Below are 19,801 nucleotides of genomic sequence, written 5' to 3'. Positions count from 1 at the left end.
TGGCTATTGTTGCGTATTGGCGGGCCGCGTGTGGGGCAGAGGGGCCCGACTCCTCCCGGGCTCCTCCTGCCAGACCAACTCTCTGGCACCCATCCAAATTGTTAGGTGAACAAAGCCATAAATGTTCAGTTTCGAATTACTAAAATAGTCCTCACACACTGCCATTTAACTGATGTTTCTCCGTTCACAACTGTTTTGTAACCGTTCGCGGGCAAATGAGTTTCGCGAACGTGCCAGAGAGGCTACAACGTTGTTAGGCAAAGGGTCGATGAACGAAACACGTCACATTGACCCGCATGTTCTGCGGAACTTTCTTACATGGGGGGCGTTCTTCGAGGTCCGGACCGTCGTTTTTCTCTCTTGTGGGCAGTAAACAGAGACCTAAACAACAGGGGCCAGGGGACGACAGGCGAGAGGGTCCGCAGACGGGTGCCACGGCACCCACGAAGGCGACTGTTTGGTCGGGAAGGTTCTTGAAGGGAGTACTTGGAATGGGCAATCTCTCTAGGCGCGATTTCCTCAAGCTTTCGGGCGTCACCGGCGCGGGCCTGGGCGCGGCATCCGTGCTCGCGGCCTGCAGCGGCGGGTCCGGCAGCTCCGACTCCGGCAGCTCCGACGCGTCGGGCAAGGACGTCAAGATCGGCGTCTCCATCTGGAGCTCCACCGACGCACTTGGTTCCCTCTCGGTCGACATCGTGAAGAAGGCCGCGAGCATCCTGGGCGTCGAGACCACCGTCGTCGACCAGGGCCACGTCTCCGAGCAGGTCACCGCCTCCGCCGAGACCCTCGCCGCGGCCGGCTGCAACGGCATGATCATCTGCAACTCCGCGGACTCCGAGATGACCTCCGTCATCAACACCTGCAACGAGAACGAGATGTACGTCACGCAGTTCTACCGCATCATCTCCGAGACCGCCTCGCCCGACGTCTACGCCGCGGCCAAGAGCTCCAAGTACTACGTCGGAGCCGTCCACGAGGACGAGGTCCTCAACGGCAAGACCCTGATGGGCCTCCTGCTCGAGAAGGGTGGCCCCAACAAGACCGGCGCCCGCCACATCTGCCTCGAGGGATGGACCGTCGGCGACGCCACCTTCCAGCTGCGCTGGCAGGGCTACAAGGAGGGCCTCGAGGAGTGGAACGCCGCTCACCCCAGCGACCAGGCGACCATGACCGAGCCCGTCTACGCCAACACCTCCTCGGCCGAGGGCGCCAAGGTCACCGAGCAGTTCGTCAACACCAACCCGGACATCGACGCCCTGATCGTCGCCGGCGGCGGCGGCGACCCGCTGGTGGGCTCCATCGGCCAGCTCGCCAACATGGGCCTCACGGGCAAGATCTCGGTCGTCTCCACCGACTTCCTGTCCGACCTCGCCGACCAGCTCACCTCCGGCGGCATCTTCGCCGAGTCCGGCGGCCACTTCTGCGACCCCCTGTACGCCTTCATGCTCACCTACCAGGCCTGCACCGGCAAGCTCGAGGTCAAGGAGGGCGAGTTCGGCGCCGAGATCAAGTTCCCCTACGTCTACGTCTCGAGCTCCGATGAGTACGCCGACTACGAGAAGTACTTCGTGAACGACGCCCCCTACACCGACGACGAGATCAAGGCACTCGCGGAGAAGAGCTTCGACGACCTCAACAAGGCCGCCACGTCGCTCAGCATCGAGGACGTCAAGACCCGTCACGCCTAGGCCCGCAACGCCCGGGCAGCGCCTGACGTCGGCCAGGCCGGCACCATAGCGGCATCCGAATCGGAGGGAGCCCGAGAGTCCTCGGATTCCCTCCGATTCACTGCGAAACGCCTGTCAGCAACATGAGGAAGGGGCGATTGATGCAATCGTTTCTGAAGAAGGCCCGGCAGAGCCAGTGGTACGGGGTGGGGCTGCTCCTGCTCATCGCCGCGGCGATCTGGGCCGTGTTCAAGGTCTCGTCTCCCGACACCTTCGGCTCGCCCGACAAGCTCACCTCGTACCTGCAGACCGCCCTCATCTACGCGGTGGGCGGCTGTGGCATGTACTTCATCTGCGTCATGGGACTCTTCGACTTCTCCATCGGCTCCATCCTGATCGTCTCAGAGCTCGCGGCCATCGCCCTGACGCCCCAGCTCGGCTGGGTCTCGGTCATCGTCGTGCCCATCCTGGTCGGCCTCGCCCTGGGCTTCTGCAACGGCATTGCCTACATCAAGATGCACATCCCGTCGATCATCGTGACCACGGGCCTCTCGCTCATCTACGAGAGCTTCTCCGTCTGGATTGCCAACGTGAACGGCACGCGCCTGAGCGACTCCTACAAGCTCTTCGGCTCCTACCCCTGGAACCTCGTGGTGGCGCTGCTCGCCTTCCTGCTCTGCTGGTTCATCCTCAAGTACACCAAGGTGGGCACCTACACCAACGCCATCGGAGCCAACGAGCTCGTAGCAAAGAACATGGGCGTCGACGTCGACCGCTACAAGGCCATCGCCTTCATGCTCTGCGGCACCTTCATGGGCATCATGTCCATCCTCTACCTGGGCTACGGCACCGCGCAGACGCCCCAGACCGGCATGCTCTCGCAGGCGCTCAACTTCCAGCCGCTCATGGGCACCTTCTTCGGCCTGGCCTTCAAGAAGTACGGCCACCCCGTGGTGTCCATCCTCATCGGCGAGTACATCGTGGCCATGATCTTCGCGGGCTTCGTCGCCCTGGGCATGCCCACAACCGTCAACAACATCGTCACCGGCGCGACGCTGCTCGCCATCGTCACGCTCACCACCAAGCGTCGCAACGGCGCCGTCGTCAAGTAGGAAGGGAGGACGCAGGATGGCAAGGGAAATCATGCTCCATGCCGTGGGCATCGACAAGCGCTTCGGGCCCACGCACGCGGTCGACCACGTCTCCCTGGACTTCTACAAGGGAGAGGTGCACGCCCTCATAGGCGAGAACGGCTCCGGCAAGTCGACCTTCACCAACATGCTCACCGGCATCATCACCATCGGCGAGGGCACGTTCGAGCTGGACGGCCAGAAGATCGCCCCCAGGAACCAGGTCGACGCCAACCACCACGGCGCCGCCGTCATCGTCCAGGAGCAGGGCACCCTCGACGGCCTCACCGTTGCCGAGAACATGTTCCTCGGCGACGAGGACCAGTTCATCAGCGGCGGGATCAAGAACACCCGCGCCATGTACAAGAAGGCGCAGGAGCTCCTCGCGGACTACGGCCTGGACTACATCAAGGCCTCGGACCCCATCGAGAACTACAACTTCGAGGACCGCAAGCTCGTCGAGATCGTGCGCTCCACCTGGTTCGCGCCCAAGGTCCTCGTCGTGGACGAGACCACCACGGCCCTCAGCCAGAACGGCCGCTACAAGCTCTTCAGCGTCATGAACAAGGTCCGCGACGACGGTCGCACCGTGATCTTCATCAGCCACGACATGGCCGAGGTCCTCTCGATGTCCGACACGATCAGCATCCTGCGCGACGGCGAGTTCATCAAGACCGTCAGCGCCAAGGACGTGACCGAGGAGGAGCTCAAGACCCTCATGGTCGGCCGCCAGATGAGTGGTCACTACTACCGCGAGGACTACGGCGAGTCGCTCGCCGCCGGCGTGGCCCTCTCCATGAGGGGCGTCAGCGTCCCCGGCCAGCTCGAGGACGTCTCGCTCGAGCTGCACAGGGGAGAGATCCTGGGCATCGGCGGCCTCTCCGAGTGCGGCATGCACGAGGTGGGCAAGGCCCTCTTCGGCGCCTCCTACGAGCGCACGGGCGAGGTCACGCTCTCGGACGGCACGAGCGTCGACAGCATCAACTGCGCCATCGACCACTCCATCGCCTACGCCTCGAAGGACCGCGACAACGAATCGCTCCTCATCGCCGACACCATCCAGGACAACGTCACGCTGCCCTCGCTGCGCAAGATGGGGCTGCCCCTCTCGGCCAAGAGGCAGCGCGAGTTCGCGGAGCGCTACGCCAAGGAGATGTCGGTCAAGATGGTCGGCGTGAGCCAGTTCGTCTCCGCGCTCTCGGGCGGCAACAAGCAGAAGGTCGTTCTGGCGCGCTGGCTGGGCGCCGAGTCCGACATCCTCCTGCTCGACTCGCCCACCCGCGGCATCGACATCAAGGTCAAGGCCGACATCTACGCCCTCATGGACCAGATGCGCAGGGACGGCAAGGCCATCCTCGTCATCTCGGAAGAGATCATGGAGCTCATCGGCATGTGCGACCGCATCCTCGTGATGAAGGACCACAAGATCAACGGCGAACTCAAGCGCTCCCGCGACCTGAGCGAGCAAGACCTCATCTCTCTGATGGTTTAGGAGGCGAACAAGATGACTGAAACCAACGGCGTTGCCACCGTGGCAGGCGAGAGTGACGAGCAGACCAAGTCCGGACTTCTCTCCAAGATCAACGTGCGATCCATCCTGCCGCTGCTCGGCTTCCTCCTGATCTTCCTGTTCTTTGCCGTCGCCACCGGCGGAAAGCTCGTCCAGGTCAAGAACATCAGGCTCATCCTCAACTCGACCTACGTGCTCATGATCGCGGCCATCGGCGTGTTCATGATCATGTCCATGGGCTCGCTCGACTTCAGCCAGGGCTCCATGATTGGCGTCTGCTGCATCGTGGTGTGCTACCTCTCGCAGGTCAACCCGGTCCTGGCCGTCCTGGGCGGAATCGCCACGGGCGCCGCGATCGGCGCGGTCAACGCGTACTTCCACGTGCGGAGGCAGATAGCCTCGTTCATCGTCACGATCTGCACCATGTTCCTGCTCCGCGGCGTGGTGGCCTTCCTCACCACCAACTCGCCCGCACAGGGTGCCGGCTACCTGCAGGCCGACCTCAACAACCCCACGCTGCTCATGGCTATCACCATCGCCTGCCTTGTGGTCTTCTATGCCGTGTTCACCTTCACGCCGCTGGGCTCGAACCTCAAGGCCATCGGCGCGGGGCAGACGGCGGCGTGCTTCGCGGGCATCGACGTCCAGCGCACCAAGGTCCTGGTCTACGTGGCGGCAGGCTGCATCACGGGATTCGCCGCCTTCATCCTGGCCATCCGCAACGGCTCGGTCACGGCCACCGGTGGCAACATGATGGAGACCCAGATCATGCTCGCCCTCGTCCTGGGAGGCCTGCCCATCTCGGGCGGCGCCAAGGTGCGCTTCTCCAACATCGTCGTGGGCGTCCTGACCTACTGCATCCTGGACCGCGGCCTCTCGATGATGGGCTTCGAGGCGGCCCCCAAGCAGCTCATCATGGGCGTCGTGTTCCTCATCTTCCTGGCGCTCTTCTCCGACCGCGAGGGCAACCAGGTCATCAAGTAGCCCTCTCTCGGGGAGGTCCCGCCCGGGGCCTCCCCTCCCGAACGGCATCGCCGCGAAAACGCGGCTCGCAAAAGGAGGCTCTTCATGCTGAAGATCAAGCAGTACAAGTTCTGGTTCTGCCCCTGCACCCAGGACCTCTATGGCGACGAGGTGCTCGAGCACGTCGCCCACCACGCGGCCGAGGTCGTAGCCGAGCTCAACGCCAGCGAGCTCGTCCCCTTCGAGGTCGTGCTCAAGCCCAACCTACTCACCAGCGATGTCATCCGCGCCACCTTCAACGCCGCGAACGTGGACGACGAGTGCGCCGGCATCATCACCTGGGCGCATACCTTCTCGCCCGCCAAGTCCTACATCCTGGGCCTGCAGGACCTGCGCAAGCCGCTCTGCCAGTTCGCGACCCAGTACAACGAAGAGATTCCCTACGATACCATCGACATGGATTTCATGAACGAGAACCAGGCCGCCCACGGCGAGCGCGAGCTGGGGCACATCTTCGCCCGCATGCGCTGGAACCACAAGGTGGTCTTCGGCTTCTGGAAGGACCCCGAGGCCCAGGCCGAGCTGGGCGCCTGGCAGCGCGTCGCCGTGGGCGTCAACGAGAGCCGCAACATCCGCGTGGCCCGCTTCGCCGACACCATGCGCAACGTCGCGGTGACCGACGGCGACAAGATCGAGGCGGAGGTCAAGTTTGGCTGGACCGTCGACGCCTGGCCCGTGAACGACCTCGTCCCCTACGTGGAGGGCGTGACGGATGCCGAGGCCAAGGCCCTGACCGACGAGTACTACGACAGCTACGACCTGGTGCTGGACGGCCGTGACCCCGAGGAGTTCCGCCGTCACGTCGAGGTCCAGGCGGCCCAGGAGATCGGCATCGAGCGCTTCCTGGTCGAGCACGGCTACAACGCCTTCTCGGACCACTTCGGCGACCTGGGCGGGCTCAAGCAGCTGCCGTCCCTGGCCATCCAGCGCCTCATGCAGAAGGGCTACGGCTTCGGCCCCGAGGGCGACTGGAAGACCCCTGCCATGGTGCGCCTGATGAAGGTCATGACCGCCGGCATGGCGGGCGCCAAGGGCTCCGCGCTCATGGAGGACTACACCTACAACCTGGTCAAGGGCAAGGAGGGCATACTCGAGTCCCACATGACCGAGGTCGACCCCTCCGTGGCCGACGGCAAGGTCTCGATCCGCGCGACCCCGCTCTCGATGGGCGACCGCGAGGACCCCGCGCGCCTCATCTTCACCGCCAAGACCGGCCCCGCCATCGCCACCTCCCTCGTCGACCTGGGCAACCGCTTCCGCCTGATCATCCAGGACGTGGACTGCAAGAAGGTCGAGAAGCCCATGCCGCTCCTGCCCACCGGCACCGTCTTCTGGACGCCGCGCCCCGACCTCAAGGTGGGCACCACCGCCTGGATTTATGCCGGCGGCGCGCACCATACCGCCATGTCCTACGACCTCTCGGCCGACCAGATGGTCGACTGGGCCGAGGCCATGGGCATCGAGGCTGTGGTGATCGACGAGAACACCAGGCTCCGCGACTTCCAGCGCGACCTCAAGCTGGGCGAGGTGTACTACCGCTAGGCCCCGCGGACGGCGGGCCGACATGCCCGCCACCGCCCCCATCTCTGGCTGACCTGGGCCGCAGCCCCTCGCGGGTTGCGGTCCTTCCCTTGGAGGAGACATGACGAAGACCACACAGCAGATCGCCCAGGAGCTCGAGGCGGGGAAGTGCACCCTGGGCATCGAGTACGGGTCCACTCGCATCAAGGCCGTCCTGGACGACGCGGACGACCAGCCCGTCGCCATCGGCGCCTTCGACTGGGAGAACTCCCTGGTCGACGGCTACTGGACCTACGCCCAGGAGGAGCTGGACGAGGGCATCGCGGCCGCCTACGCCGCGCTCAAGGCGGACGTGCTCGCACGCTACGGCGTGACCCTGCGCCGCGTCGCGGGCCTGGGAGTGAGTGCCATGATGCACGGCTACCTGCCCTTCGACGCCGTAGGCGAGCTCCTGGTGCCCTTCCGCACCTGGCGCAACACAACCACGACCCGCGCCGCCCGTGAGCTCTCGGGCCTCTTCGGCTTCCACATCCCCGAGCGCTGGAGCGTGAGCCACCTCTACCAGGCCGTGCTCGACGACGAGGAGCACGTGGGACGCATCGCGAGCCTCACCACCCTGGCAGGCTACGCGCATCGCAGGCTCACGGGCGAGCACGTGCTCTCGGTGGGCGACGCCTCCGGCATGTTCCCCATCGACTCCGCGACCAAGGACTACGACGCGGGCATGCTGGCCAAGTTCGACGAGCTCGTGGCCCAAAGGGGGGTCGTGTGGAAGGCCGAGGACCTTCTCCCTCGCGTGATGCTTGCCGGGGAGGTCGCGGGACACCTGAGCGAGGAGGGCGCGCGCTTCCTCGACCACGACGGGGACCTCGAGGCGGGCTGCCCCGTCTGCCCGCCCGAGGGCGACGCCGGCACCGGCATGATCGCCACCAACGCGGTGGCCCCGCGCACGGGCAACGTCTCGGCTGGGACCTCCGTCTTCTCGATGGTCGTGCTCGAGCACGCGCTCAAGGACCCCTCCAACCCGCTGATCGACCTCGTCACCACCCCTATGGGAGACCCCGTCGCCATGGTCCACTGCAACAACTGCAGCTCCGACATCAACGCCTGGGTCGACCTCCTCGCCGACTTCCTGCGCGTCATGGGCCAGGAGGCGGACAAGGCCAGCATCTTCGCCACCCTGTTCAATGCGGCCCTGGAGGGCGAGAAGGACGCGGGTGGCCTGGTGTCCGTGCCCTTCGTCTCGGGCGAGACGGTCATGGGCGTCCAGACGGGCTTTCCCCTCTTCCTGCGCCGGCAGAACGCGCGCCTCGACGTGGCCAACTTCATGCGCTGTCACATCATGGCGGCCTTCGGGGCTCTCGCCGCGGGCAACGAGGCCCTGCGCGAGGAGGGCGTGCGTATCGACAAGCTCTACGGGCACGGCGGGATCTTCAAGACGCCCAAGGTGGCGCAGGGCCTGCTCGCGGCGGCGCTCGAGGCACCCGTCACCGTCATGGCGACGGCGGGGGAGGGAGGCGCCTGGGGCCAGGCGGTCGCTGCCTCGTACATGGTCAACAGGGCCGAGGGACAGTCGCTCTCGAGCTTCCTGGACGAGCGCGTGTTCGCCGGCATGGAGCAGCTGACGCTGGAGCCCGATGTCGACGACGTCGCGGGCTACCGTGCCTGGCTCGCCGACTTCAGGCGCGCCAACGAGGCCGAGAAGGCCGCGGAGGCGCAGCTGGCGTAGGCCACGTCTCACCACTTACCACTCACCACTTTGAAGATTTGATTGACGCACGGGCGTCGGCCGCAGGTTGGTCGGCGCCCGCCTCGCGTTGCCGTCGCTGCCCACCCACGACGTCTAACGCGTGCGTCTCTCCGCCGATGACGTCCAACGCGTGCGAGAGTTGTCCGACTACGTCTAACGCGTGCAAGGAACACTCGACTACGTCGAACGCGTGCGAAAAATGCCCGACTACGTCCAACGCGTTTTTTCTCGCCTGCTCAACTGGGCAAACGTGAGTGCTTCGGACGCGTTTGACGTATTTCTTGCTGAGAGACGCGCGTTTGACGTCGTGGGTGCTCGAAGCCATCCGTCATGATGTCGCGCGTCGCCGGCGTGTCTTGTGTAGGAAATGTGAACGAATGAATTATGCAGTGGCTCTCATAAAAGAATGCATGCGAATCGTGCTTGTCGAGAAGGACGCTGACCTTTGAGGACGAAGTAAAGGACCAGTAATCTGAATACAAATTTCGCATGAACAATATTCGATAGTTTACAAATCTGAATAAAATGCAGCCTCCAAAGGGTCCAAGCTCTCTGCGGCAAACAAGCTGCGACATGGAAGGGAGCAGGGCATGGCTTTTGACTTCACGGGCAAGACCGCGATCGTCACCGGCGGCACCCGCGGCATCGGCGCCGAGATCTGCAAGGGCATCGTCGAGGGTGGCGGCCACGTCGTTGTCATCGGGCTCAACGAGCAGCGCGGCAGGGAGTTCGTGGCGTCGCTGGGGGAGGGCAACCACTACTACCGGCTCGACGTGGGAGACCCCGCTGCGGTGCGCGCGACCGTCGCGCAGATTCTGGATGAGGTCCCGGGCATCAACATCCTGATCAATGACGCGGGCGTCATCTCGGCCAAGCCCTTCGAGGAGGTCGACGACGCGGAGTGGAAGCGCACCATCGACGTCAACCTCACGGGCACCTTCACCATGTGCAGCGCGATCTTCCCCTACTTCAAGGAGCACGGCGGCGGGCGTATCGTCAACGTCTCGTCCGTGGCCGGCAAGATCGGCGGGGGTCTGCTGGGCACCGCTGCCTACGCCTCGTCCAAGGCAGGCGTGAACGGTCTCACCAAGGCCATCGCCAAGGAGGGCGGCAAGTACGGCATCTCGTGCAACGCCGTCTGCCCCTCCTTCACCCTGACCAGCATGACCACCGCGCTCAGCGAGGACCCGGTCAAGCACGACAAGGTCATCTCGATCATCCCGCTGGGCCGTGCCGCCGAGCCTTCCGAGCCCGCGCAGATGGTGCTCTTCTTCGCGTCCGACCTCGCGAGCTTCGTCAACGGCGAGGTGGGGGACTGTGACGGAGGAATCGTGATGGACGGGTAAGCATCCGCGCACGTCACGTCGTACGACCAATTGGGGCCCGGCTCGGCCAGGGCCCCGAAGCATGCGCAGGCAAACCGAAGGGAAGCGCACATGTCCGAGGCAACAACCAAGGCGGAGAAGGGCGGCGGCTTCTTCAAGATGCTCGGCCGCATCCCCGGGGCCAACATCCTCGTGCCCCTGCTCCTCGCCTGCACCATCAACACCTTCTTCCCACAGGTCTTCGCCCTGGGGAGCTTCACCACGGCCATGACCACCGGAGGTACGGGCGCGCTCGTCGGCGCCTTCCTGGTCATGGTGGGCACCACAATCTCGTTCGAGTCAGCGCCGAAGGCCGCCGTCCGTGGCGCGATCATCATCGCGACCAAGGTCGTCTTCTGCGTGGCGCTGGCGCTCATCGTGCAGTTCGCTCTGGGCGACAACCTGCTGGGACTCTCGTCCATGGTCATCCTTGCCGCCTGCTCCGGCGCGAACAACTCGCTCTACGCGGGGCTCATGGGAGACTACGGCACCGAGGTCGAGCGTGGTGCCGTCGCCGTGACCACCCTGGTGGTCGGCCCTCCCGTCACCATGATCGTGCTGGGTGCCGCCGGGCAGGCGCCTTTGGGCTGGAGCCTTCTAGGTGCCGTGCTGCCCATCCTGCTGGGCATCGTGCTGGGCAACTGCTTCCCCAGCCTCAAGAAGACCCTCTCGGCCGGCCTTCCCGGCATCATCATCCTGACCTTCTTCGCGATGGGCTCCACGATGACCCTGAGCCAGATCGTGCAGGCGGGACTTCCCGGCATCCTGCTGGGCGTCATCTGCTCCGTGGGCGGCGCGCTCGTGACCGTCGCCGCCGACCGTGCGACGGGCGGTACCGGCGTGGCTGGCGCGGCCATCTCGAGCTGCGCGGGTGCCAACGTGGCCACCCCGGCGGCCATGGCCTCCGTCAGCGCCGAGCGCTTCGGCGGGGCCGTGCTGGCCACGGCGACGGCGCAGGTGGCGGCAGCCGCCATCGTGACGGCCATCCTGACACCGCTCATCACGGCTTACGTGTACAAGCGCTACCACGTGGAGGACGCAGCGGAGCAGCAGCCCGCGACGGCGTAGGCGGGCGACTCTCGCCTGGCGCCACGTGCGCTTTGTCTCGCGATGGCGTCCAACGCGTGCAGCCTGCAGCCGAGTACGTCCGATGCGTCCGAATGCCCGCCGGGTACGTCCGATGCGTCCGAATGCCCGCCGAGTACGTCCAACGCGTCTGAATTTCCGCCGAGTACGTCCAACGCGTCTGAGAGCCTCACGTTTGCCCAGTTGGCGGTGAGCTCAAAGACGCGTTGGACGTTTTCGCGTTTGTATCGCACGCGTTGGACGCTTTCGAGCGCGAGGCGGACGCGTCGGACGCGCTCGTGCACGGGCGGAGCGCGGCATGCGCACGGGTGGCCCCCGAGCGCCGATGGTACTGCGGGGCAAGCCCGTGGGAGAGCAGGACGCCGCCGACCAGCGACGGGCATTCGACAGGAGGGGGAGGTCCCGGGGGGCCTCCCCCTCCTCGCGTTTCCGGGGCCCCGGCCCGCGCGGGGAGGGGACAGTGTTTTGCGACTCTGGCACCTTTATCAACCATTTTTTTTGGCATATCTGCCGTTCGCCTAATTATGCTAAACGTCGCGTAGGTTTCATGCTTAATAGCTTGAATGTTTAAAATAATTTGAAATTGCATTATGCATCTTAAATAAATCAATCATAAACCTACCGTTTGCCATGCGACACGCACTCTGCCTTTTATTTTTCCTGCTAATAAGCCATATATAGAAGGTGTGCAAATTTCGCTGTACCGTGTTCCTAGGGAGTGAGTTCGTGGTGAATGACAAGATGCTGCCAGCCAGTTCTTCTCAGGATGCGATTTGGGATTCCTTTCTGCGTAAGGACTTACTGCGCTCATGCAGACGACGCAGTGACGACGAGGCTCGTTGCGTCGTGTTTTGTTCTGAGTGCGGAATGGGAAAGACGAGACTTCTCAAGTCAATTCTGTCCATTGAGACCCGCGCGGGCTCTTGCGTCAAATACTCGCTTTTCGTGCCAGAGGACGCCAGTTCGGCGCCGGGGAGAATCGTTCGCATTGCCCGCGAGGTCGTTGCCTCCCGCAGGGCCGGCAAACGAGTGGCCGTGCTCCTTGAGGGCGTGCCTCCCGGAGACGAGTCGGACGTGGGTCGCGAGCTCCGTGCCATACGCAAGATGCTAGGTGCCGGAGCGCTGGTGGCGATGACCATCAGTCCTGATTCGGCGGTCTTGTTCGAGAGCTTGGATGACGCCATCAGGTTCACTGGCCAGGATCTTTGCATCCGCGACTTTAGCGAATTCCCCGACGAGGACCAGGCGTTGCACCTGTCGCATGGTGTGCCCTCCCTTTGTGCCGCTCTTGTGTCTGGAGGTCTGCTGGAGGGGCGATTCTCATCTGTTAGATATCTTGACGCGCTCAAGCGCCTGATCATCTCGCACTTACGATCGAGCCTGTCCGACGAGGATCTTATGCTTCGTCTTGCGATGATCCTCCTTGGTAGAGGCAGCTTTGACGACCTTGGTGAACTGGGGCTGCGACCTGATGGCGAGACCCTCCTTTGGATGCATGAGTGCGCTCCTGCGCTGGGAATCGACTTTGTGGCCGACGGATTCTCTGTTGTTGGAGCGGATGACCAGGAGATTTTCCCTGGGCTTGCTTCCGTGCTAGGGGAGTATGGAGCCATTGCGTCCGAACTCTGTAAGAGCTGTGCGGAATTGCTTGCGCGCAGAGGTGAATACGTGCGCTCCGCCATGCTCGCTCGGCTCTGCGTGGACGAGGATGCCCTTGCCCTGGCGGCGTCGTATGGAGTGGGGTATATCCTGTCGGGCCGCTTGGCCGAATGCGAGGGCCTTCAAAATGCCGGCACTCCCATAGGGCAGGACCTTTGCATGCCCGCAGTGGTGACTCGTCAGGCAATGCTGGAGCTATCGGGCACCACGTCGGAGTATGCGCGGGGAAGACTCGCGATGGGCTACGCGCGTACCGAGCTGGCGCAGGGGTATGGTCCCGCGACAAGGTACGTGAGCTTGCTGGGAAACGTTAGGGACGTGCTCTCTGGCAGGGTGTCACGCCCTCTCTGTGCGAAAAGCGCGGACGATGACGAGTGGTCACGTCTCCTGCGCCTCCATGCGACGGTGCTCGGACTTTGCGCAGGAGGAGAGCTGACCTCTGCATTCGCGCTGCTGCTCGACGAGCCAAGGAGAAGAAGCCCGAAGGATTTGCCGTCCGCCCTGGCGTGCCTCGACTTCTCATTTCTAAGATGTCTCATGGGCGAGGCCGCCACCGCAGAGGAGGAAGGGGAGCTCGTTGTGGCCCGGGAGGTCATCGAGCGCTGCTCGCCTAAGAGGCTGTCGATCTATCGCAAGGCGCTGGAGTCCTCCGCCAGCATCCTCATGGGCAGGAGGGAATCCATAGAGGGGCTCGAGCTCGCCATCGCCCGGGCTGGAGAGTACGGGGACCTGCTCGTTGAGGCAGCGTTGCTCGTCTCTGGCGCCGTGGGAGACCTGGGGGCCGACTCTTGCTCGAGGGCGCACGTGCGCGCCACGCGCGCAATCGAGCTTGCTGATGCCGCGAATTCGAAATACCTCGCCTCGGCAGCCCGGTTGGTTCTGCTCGCCGCGCGCATAGCGATGGGCGAAAAGCCGCCAGTCCAGCGAAAGATCGTGGACCTGACGCCGCTTGACCAGCTTGGGGTGATGCTGGTGAAGGCGAGTCATGGCGAGCGCGTGCGCGTCGGGAGCATGCGTGGCCTCTCGTCAAAGAGCTTCCCGCGCGAGCTGTTGTGGGCGTTAGGCTTGGTCGCGACGCGCTGTGGCCCTGCTTCCGCGGCCCTGCGCCTGAGCCTTCCCGACAGCTGGAGTCGCGCACTCGAGGCCATTCCAACCCCTCCCGTTTGCATGGGCGAGCGATGCGGGGGCGATAATCTGGAAGGGGAGATCGCCCTCGACGCCGCGGGGTTCTATCGACCTCCCGCGCGCAGGGCGAGCGTGAGGCTGCTGGGCGGGCTCAACGTGAGCGTGGACGGGATTGCCGTGCCCATCTCCCGGCTGGGCAGGAGGCATGCGGGTGAGCTCCTCTGTCTCCTCGCCATGGCAAGGGGCCATAGGCTTCGAAAGCACGAGGCCCTCGAGGCGATTTGGGGAGACCGGGATTACGTTCGTGGCATGCAAAAGCTCTACGAGTGCGTGTCTACGCTCAGGTCGATCCTGGGCGGTCGGCACGATGGGATGGACCCTCTCGTCAGCAACAGGACGAACGGGAGCCTGGAGCTCAACGAGGAGCTCGTCTCGGTTGACATAGACGAGTTGAGGGCGGAGCTCGACGGCGTATTCGAACAGGAGGGCAGCGATCGCTTCCTCCTGGCCCACGCGGCGCGGGCGCGCAGGCTCTACGGGGGCGGGGCGGTCGTCGGGGCGGTGCCTGACGTCACCGGGGCATACGGGCGGCAGGCCAGAAAGCTGCGGAGGACGTATAGCGACGCCATGGTGAGCGCCGCCTCCGCGGCGCTCAGGGAGGGGAGGCCCTACATGTCCTCCCTCTTTGCCAGGTCGGCAATCCAGGAGGGCGGGCGCAGCGAGGACGCCACGGAGGCCCTTGTCAAGGCGCTGGCGATGATGGGTCGCTTCGAGGAGATTCGGGAGATGTGGGACGAGTACGCCCGCTCTGGCCGCAGGGGAGGGGCAGCGGCCGAAGCCGCATCGACGTTTGACAGGATCTTCCGCGAGGCGCTCGAATCGCGGGGCGACGACGAGACAGAAGGGGACCGCCAGCCTGGCAAATGAGAGTTGCGACGCCTTGCGGTTGTACTGTCAGTGCGGTGCCGTTTTGGTGAGAGGACGCAACGGGCACGGGCGTGACGGATGCTATTGATAAAGTTAAAGAGCTGAAGACTCTTCCTTGGAACTAAGGTTCCACGCACGAAAAGGAGCGCCATGCCCAACCTTTTCTCGCGCCTCCTTTCCCGAGGCGCCGACAAGCAGCTCAGGGAATTCGAGAAGGTCGCCCGAGAGGTCAATGACAGGGAGGCAGAAGTCTCCGCGTTGTCAGACGAGGAGCTTGCAGGTCAGACCGTGCTCTTCAGGGAGCGTTACGCCAACGGCGAGAGCTTGGACGACCTGCTACCCGAGGCCTTTGCCACGGTGAGAGAGGCCTCCGGGCGAACCCTGGGGCTTCGCCACTTCGATGTCCAGGTCATCGGCGGCATCGCCCTGCATCGCGGGATGATCGCCGAGATGAAGACAGGCGAGGGCAAGACGCTCGTTTCGACATTGGCGGGCTATCTCAACGCAATCTCGGGCGAGGGCGTCCACGTTGTCACGGTCAACGACTACCTTGCCAAGCGCGACAGCGAGTGGATGGGGCAGATCTATCGCTTCCTGGGCATGAAGGTCGGCCTGCTACAGAACGGCATGAAGCTCGACCTGAAGAAGCCTGCCTACGAGGCGGACGTGACTTATGGCACCAACTCGGAGTTTGGCTTCGACTACCTGCGCGACAACATGGTCACCCGCCCCGGCATGCGCGTGCAGCGGGGACACCACTTCGCCATCGTCGACGAGGTCGACTCCATCCTGATTGACGAGGCGCGCACGCCGCTCATCATCTCTGGTGCCGGAACGAAGTCGGCCAGCACCTACAAGGACTTCGCGCGCGCCGTGCGAGGGCTCGTCCAGGACGTCGACTTCGAGATGGACGAGGCGAAGCACACCATCGCGACCACCGAAGGCGGACTCAGGAAGGTCGAGGCCGCCCTGGGCGTGGACGACATCTATGGCGACATGAGCGGCCAGCTGGTAAACCACCTGCAGCAGGCGCTCAAGGCGCAGTACATGTTCCATCGCGACCAGCAGTACGTCGTGGTCGATGGCGAGGTCAAGATCGTCGACGAGTTCACCGGCCGCATCATGGAGGGCAGGCGCTACTCGGAGGGCCTGCACCAGGCGATCGAGGCGAAGGAGGGGGTGCTGATTCGCGAGGAGAACCAGACTCTCGCGACCATCACCCTGCAGAACTACTTCCGTCTCTATGACAAGCTCTCGGGCATGACGGGCACCGCCATGACGGAGGATGCGGAGTTCCGCGAGATCTACAAGCTGCCGGTCCAGGCCATACCGCCCAACAAGCCCGTCATTCGCGTGGATGGCAACGACCTCGTCTACCAGACCATCGACGCCAAGTTCAGGGCGGTTGCCGAGGACGTGGCACAACGCCATGCAAAGGGCCAGCCCTGCCTGGTCGGCACGGTTTCCATCGAGAGCTCCGAGCGTCTATCCCGCATCTTGGACAAGCGCGGCATCAGACACGAGGTGCTCAACGCCAAGTATCACGAGCGCGAGGCGCAGATCGTGGCCCAGGCTGGCCGAGAGGGAGCCGTGACCATCGCCACGAACATGGCCGGACGAGGAACGGACATCCTTCTGGGAGGCAATCCCACCGCACTCGCCGAGGACCTCCTCGCCCAAGAGGGCGTGCCCGATGAGGAGGTCACCGAGGAGCAGCGTGCCGACGCCCTCGAGCGCGCGAGGAAGATCTGCGCCACCGAGCGCGAGCATGTCGTCGCGGCCGGCGGACTCTGCGTCATCGGCACCGAGCGGCACGAGAGCCGGCGCATCGACAACCAGCTGCGAGGACGTTCGGGCCGTCAGGGAGATCCCGGCGAGACCGTGTTCTACCTCTCGCTTGACGATGACCTCATGCGCCTCTTCGGCGGTGACCGCATGGACCACGTCGCGGCCCTGATGGCCAAGTATGACATGCCTGCCGACATGCCCATCGAGTCGAAGATGGTCACCAAGGCGGTCGAGAGCGCACAGCGCAAGGTCGAGGAGATCAACTTCTCGATGCGTAAGAACGTCCTCGACTACGACGACGTCATGAACAAGCAGCGCCAGGTCATCTATGAGGAGAGGAACAAGATCCTCGACGGCAAGGACCTCGTGGGCCATATCGCCGAGGTACTGCGGGACACCGTGGAGCACAACGTCGACCTGTACTGCTCGGAGGACATCAACGCCAGCGACTGGGACTTCGAGGGGCTTCTCAAGTGGGTTGCGGGGCTTACGGGGAGGAGTGACCTTCCCGAGCTCGACGAGGACATGGAGCGGGCGGACGTCCTCGAGGCCGTGTGCGACTACGTCTCGGGATGCTATGCCCAGAAGTCCGAGCGCCTGTCGGACGCCATCATGCAGGAGCTCTCCGCCCAGGTGATGCTGCGCGTCATCGACACGCGCTGGATGGCCTACCTGCAGGAGATGGACTACCTCAAGACCGGTATCGGCCTGCGTGGCTTTGGCCAGCGAGACCCTCTGGTGGAGTACAAGACCGAGGCCTACGCTGCCTTCACCGAGCTCGTGAACACCATGTACGAGGACTTCCTGCGCACCATCCTGCGCATCGAGCTCGCGCATGCGCCCGAGCCCCGCGAGGACGACGGCCTTCGTGGGGCAAGCTTCTCGGGTCCCGCCGAGGTCGACGGCGACCGCAGCGGCAGCGTCGTCGCCCGTGCCTCCGACGGTAGGCATGGTGCGACTCCGGCGGCTACAAAGCCCGGCACCTACCGCAAGGAGGATGACCCCGACCCTTACGTGGGCGTGGGCCGTAACGACCCCTGCCCCTGCGGCAGCGGCAAGAAGTTCAAGAACTGCCATGGTAGGAACCGCTAGATGGCGGACCTTACGCGTGCCGACATAGAAGGGCTCTCCGCCAGGCTTGACGAGGTGGAAGGCTACCTCCACCTCGATCAGAAGCGGGCCGAGGCCGACGAGCTCCAGAAGAGGAGCGCGGAGCCCGGGTTCTGGGACGACGCGGATGGGGCGGGCGGCACCATGACGCGCCTCACGCGGCTGCGTGACGACATCGACCGCATGGCAGGCGCCCGCGAGCGCCTCGACGACGTGCTCGCCGCCTTCGCTCACGCGGCTGCGTGACGACATCGACCGCATGGCAGGCGCCCGCGAGCGCCTCGACGACGTGCTCGCCGCCTTCGAGCTGGGCGAGGAGACCGGCGAGGACGAGCTGTTCGAGGAGGCCGCGAGCCTCAGGGACTCCCTCGAGGCCGACCTGTCCGAGCTCGAGCTCTCGAGCTGGTTCACTGACGAGCTCGACCATGGCGACGCCATCGTCACGGTGACACCTGGCCAGGGCGGACTCGAGGCCCAGGACTGGTGCGGGATGCTCTTCCGCATGTACCTCGCGTACTGCGGTCGCAGGGGATGGAAGGTCACGCTCAACGACGTCAGCGACGCGGAGGTCATCGGCCTCGACCGCGCGACCTTCACGGTCTCCGGAACCAATGCCTATGGGATGCTTCGCGCCGAGCAGGGCGTCCATCGCCTCGTGCGCATCTCTCCCACTGACGTCAAGAAGCGCCGTCAGACCACCTTTGCCGGCGTCGAGGTGCTCCCCGTCCTGCCCGAGGACGTCCAGGTTGACATAGACCCCAACGACCTGCGCATTGACGTCTACCACGCTTCTGGGCACGGCGGCCAGGGCGTGAACACGACCGACTCCGCGGTGCGCATCACGCACCTTCCCACCGGTACCGTGGTGACCTGCCAGAACGAGCGCAGCCAGCTCCAGAACAAGGCCTTCGCCATGAACATCCTGCGCAGCCGTCTCTACGAGCTGGAGAAGGCGAAGCGGGATGCGGAGCTGGAGGAGCTGAGGGGCCCCAAGCGAGAGATCGGCTTCGGCAACCAGATCAGGAGCTACGTCCTGTATCCCTATCAGCTGGTCAAGGACCTGCGTACGGGGGTCGAGACGGGCAACGTGGACTCCGTCCTCTCGGACGGGGACCTGGACAAGTTCGTCGTGGGCTACCACCGCTGGTCCGTCGGCGGGGGAGAGGGGCGATGAGCGCGCTGCCGCCCTGGAGGTCCGTCTTCCGGAAGTCCTGGCTGATAGTGCTGGGCTCCCTCGTCTATGCCGTCGGCATCGACTGCTTCGAGGTCCCCAACGGCCTCGCCGCAGGTGGGCTCACGGGCCTCGCCACCATCACCTCGGCCCTTGCCGCCAAGGCCGGCTTCCATCTGCCCGTGGGCATCCAGACCATCGTGATGAACGCGCTGCTCCTTGGATATGTCTACCTCACCACGAAGGACAAGGGCTACGTGGCACAGAGCGTCGCCGGAATGCTGGTCTCGGGCTTCTTCACCGACCTCCTGGCGCCGCTGCTGCCCGTGCTCGCGGAGGGGGAGCTCCTGCTTTCGGCAATCTGGGGCGGAGTTCTCGTGGGCGTCGGCGTGGGGATCGTGTTCCTCTCGGGGGGGCAACACGGGTGGAACGGACATCATCGCCCAGCTCATCGCCAGGAGGACGGGCATGCCCCTGGGCACGCTCATAGTGATCGTGGACGGTGCCATCGTGCTCGCGTCGGCCCCCGTATTCTCCATCAGGAACGCGCTCTATGCGGGCGTGGCCATGTACATTGGCGGCAGGTTGGTGGACGTGGTGGTGGACGGCCCCAACATGGCCCGCGTCGCGTACATCATCTCCGACCTGCACGGGAAGATTGCGAACGAGATTCTCTACTCCATGGGTCGCGGCTGCACCGAGCTGCAGGCACGTGGCGTGTGGAGCGGCAACGACCGCCCCGTCCTCATGTGCGTGCTTGGCCGTACCGAGACCATGCGGCTGAAGGAGATCGTCGCCTCCATCGATCCCGAGGCGATCGTCTTCGTCTCCGAGGTGCACGAGGCCTTTGGCGAGGGGTTTGGGAGCCTCAGGGAGTAGCTGGGCCCTTCACCTCTCGGGCGAGGGGTTGCATGAGGTGTTGGTGATCTGTCACGGCGCGTGATGCGTGCTCCCGCATTCGGTATCATGA

At 64.5% G+C, this 19,801-nt stretch carries 10 protein-coding genes and 2 pseudogenes; all 12 read left to right on the top strand.

Translation table 11 applies throughout. The features are described 5' to 3' along the window. The first annotated feature begins 491 nt into the window (after window positions 1–491). The 12 genes and pseudogenes from BQ7388_RS08000 to BQ7388_RS13535 all read left to right on the top strand — a co-directional run bounded on the left by BQ7388_RS08000 (window position 492) and on the right by BQ7388_RS13535 (window position 19,710). Window positions 492–1,688, top strand: coding sequence for a sugar ABC transporter substrate-binding protein (locus tag BQ7388_RS08000; protein WP_083558326.1), 1,197 nt, complete (start codon window positions 492–494; stop codon window positions 1,686–1,688). Window positions 1,689–1,828: 140 nt separating this feature from the next. Beyond that, complete coding sequence (locus BQ7388_RS07995; RefSeq protein WP_072500212.1) at window positions 1,829–2,779, top strand: ABC transporter permease; 951 nt, start codon at window positions 1,829–1,831, stop codon at window positions 2,777–2,779. Between the two features lie 16 nt (window positions 2,780–2,795). Then, complete coding sequence (locus BQ7388_RS07990) at window positions 2,796–4,289, top strand: sugar ABC transporter ATP-binding protein (protein WP_062531766.1); 1,494 nt, start codon at window positions 2,796–2,798, stop codon at window positions 4,287–4,289. Window positions 4,290–4,301: 12 nt separating this feature from the next. Beyond that, window positions 4,302–5,291, top strand: coding sequence for an ABC transporter permease (locus BQ7388_RS07985; RefSeq protein ID WP_072500211.1), 990 nt, complete (start codon window positions 4,302–4,304; stop codon window positions 5,289–5,291). Between the two features lie 84 nt (window positions 5,292–5,375). After that, window positions 5,376–6,872 (top strand): L-arabinose isomerase, encoded by a 1,497-nt coding sequence (araA, locus tag BQ7388_RS07980; RefSeq protein ID WP_072500210.1) that lies wholly within the window; start codon window positions 5,376–5,378, stop codon window positions 6,870–6,872. Window positions 6,873–6,972: 100 nt separating this feature from the next. Next, window positions 6,973–8,580: a xylulokinase gene (locus BQ7388_RS07975; protein ID WP_072500209.1), complete on the top strand. Its 1,608-nt coding sequence runs from the start codon at window positions 6,973–6,975 to the stop codon at window positions 8,578–8,580. 611 nt (window positions 8,581–9,191) lie between these two features. Continuing rightward, window positions 9,192–9,947 (top strand): SDR family NAD(P)-dependent oxidoreductase, encoded by a 756-nt coding sequence (locus BQ7388_RS07970; protein ID WP_062531770.1) that lies wholly within the window; start codon window positions 9,192–9,194, stop codon window positions 9,945–9,947. 90 nt (window positions 9,948–10,037) lie between these two features. After that, entirely contained in the window at window positions 10,038–11,033 is a 996-nt protein-coding gene (locus BQ7388_RS07965) for a 2-keto-3-deoxygluconate permease (RefSeq protein WP_062531771.1), read from the top strand. Between the two features lie 885 nt (window positions 11,034–11,918). After that, complete coding sequence (locus tag BQ7388_RS13060; RefSeq protein WP_072500208.1) at window positions 11,919–14,762, top strand: AfsR/SARP family transcriptional regulator; 2,844 nt, start codon at window positions 11,919–11,921, stop codon at window positions 14,760–14,762. 150 nt (window positions 14,763–14,912) lie between these two features. Next, complete coding sequence (gene secA, locus BQ7388_RS07955; RefSeq protein WP_072500207.1) at window positions 14,913–17,642, top strand: preprotein translocase subunit SecA; 2,730 nt, start codon at window positions 14,913–14,915, stop codon at window positions 17,640–17,642. Next, a pseudogene (gene prfB, locus BQ7388_RS07950) lies at window positions 17,643–18,834 on the top strand (peptide chain release factor 2). Then, window positions 18,831–19,710: pseudogene (locus BQ7388_RS13535) on the top strand (YitT family protein). The pseudogenes prfB and BQ7388_RS13535 overlap by 4 nt, the downstream one beginning before the upstream one ends. Window positions 19,711–19,801 lie beyond the last annotated feature (91 nt).

This window comes from Olsenella phocaeensis (assembly GCF_900120385.1).
In the GTDB taxonomy this organism is placed as follows: domain Bacteria; phylum Actinomycetota; class Coriobacteriia; order Coriobacteriales; family Atopobiaceae; genus Olsenella_I; species Olsenella_I phocaeensis.
This window is presented reverse-complemented; position numbering and strand designations above follow the sequence as displayed.

Excerpts from the sequence above, each read along its gene's own strand:
- BQ7388_RS08000 (WP_083558326.1), top strand. The coding sequence starts at position 492 with ATGGGCAATCTCTCTAGGCGCGATTTCCTCAAGCTTTCGGGCGTCACC.
- BQ7388_RS07995 (WP_072500212.1), top strand. The coding sequence starts at position 1,829 with ATGCAATCGTTTCTGAAGAAGGCCCGGCAGAGCCAGTGGTACGGGGTG.
- BQ7388_RS07990 (WP_062531766.1), top strand. The coding sequence starts at position 2,796 with ATGGCAAGGGAAATCATGCTCCATGCCGTGGGCATCGACAAGCGCTTC.
- BQ7388_RS07985 (WP_072500211.1), top strand. The coding sequence starts at position 4,302 with ATGACTGAAACCAACGGCGTTGCCACCGTGGCAGGCGAGAGTGACGAG.
- araA (WP_072500210.1), top strand. The coding sequence starts at position 5,376 with ATGCTGAAGATCAAGCAGTACAAGTTCTGGTTCTGCCCCTGCACCCAG.
- BQ7388_RS07975 (WP_072500209.1), top strand. The coding sequence starts at position 6,973 with ATGACGAAGACCACACAGCAGATCGCCCAGGAGCTCGAGGCGGGGAAG.
- BQ7388_RS07970 (WP_062531770.1), top strand. The coding sequence starts at position 9,192 with ATGGCTTTTGACTTCACGGGCAAGACCGCGATCGTCACCGGCGGCACC.
- BQ7388_RS07965 (WP_062531771.1), top strand. The coding sequence starts at position 10,038 with ATGTCCGAGGCAACAACCAAGGCGGAGAAGGGCGGCGGCTTCTTCAAG.
- BQ7388_RS13060 (WP_072500208.1), top strand. The coding sequence starts at position 11,919 with ATGGGAAAGACGAGACTTCTCAAGTCAATTCTGTCCATTGAGACCCGC.
- secA (WP_072500207.1), top strand. The coding sequence starts at position 14,913 with ATGCCCAACCTTTTCTCGCGCCTCCTTTCCCGAGGCGCCGACAAGCAG.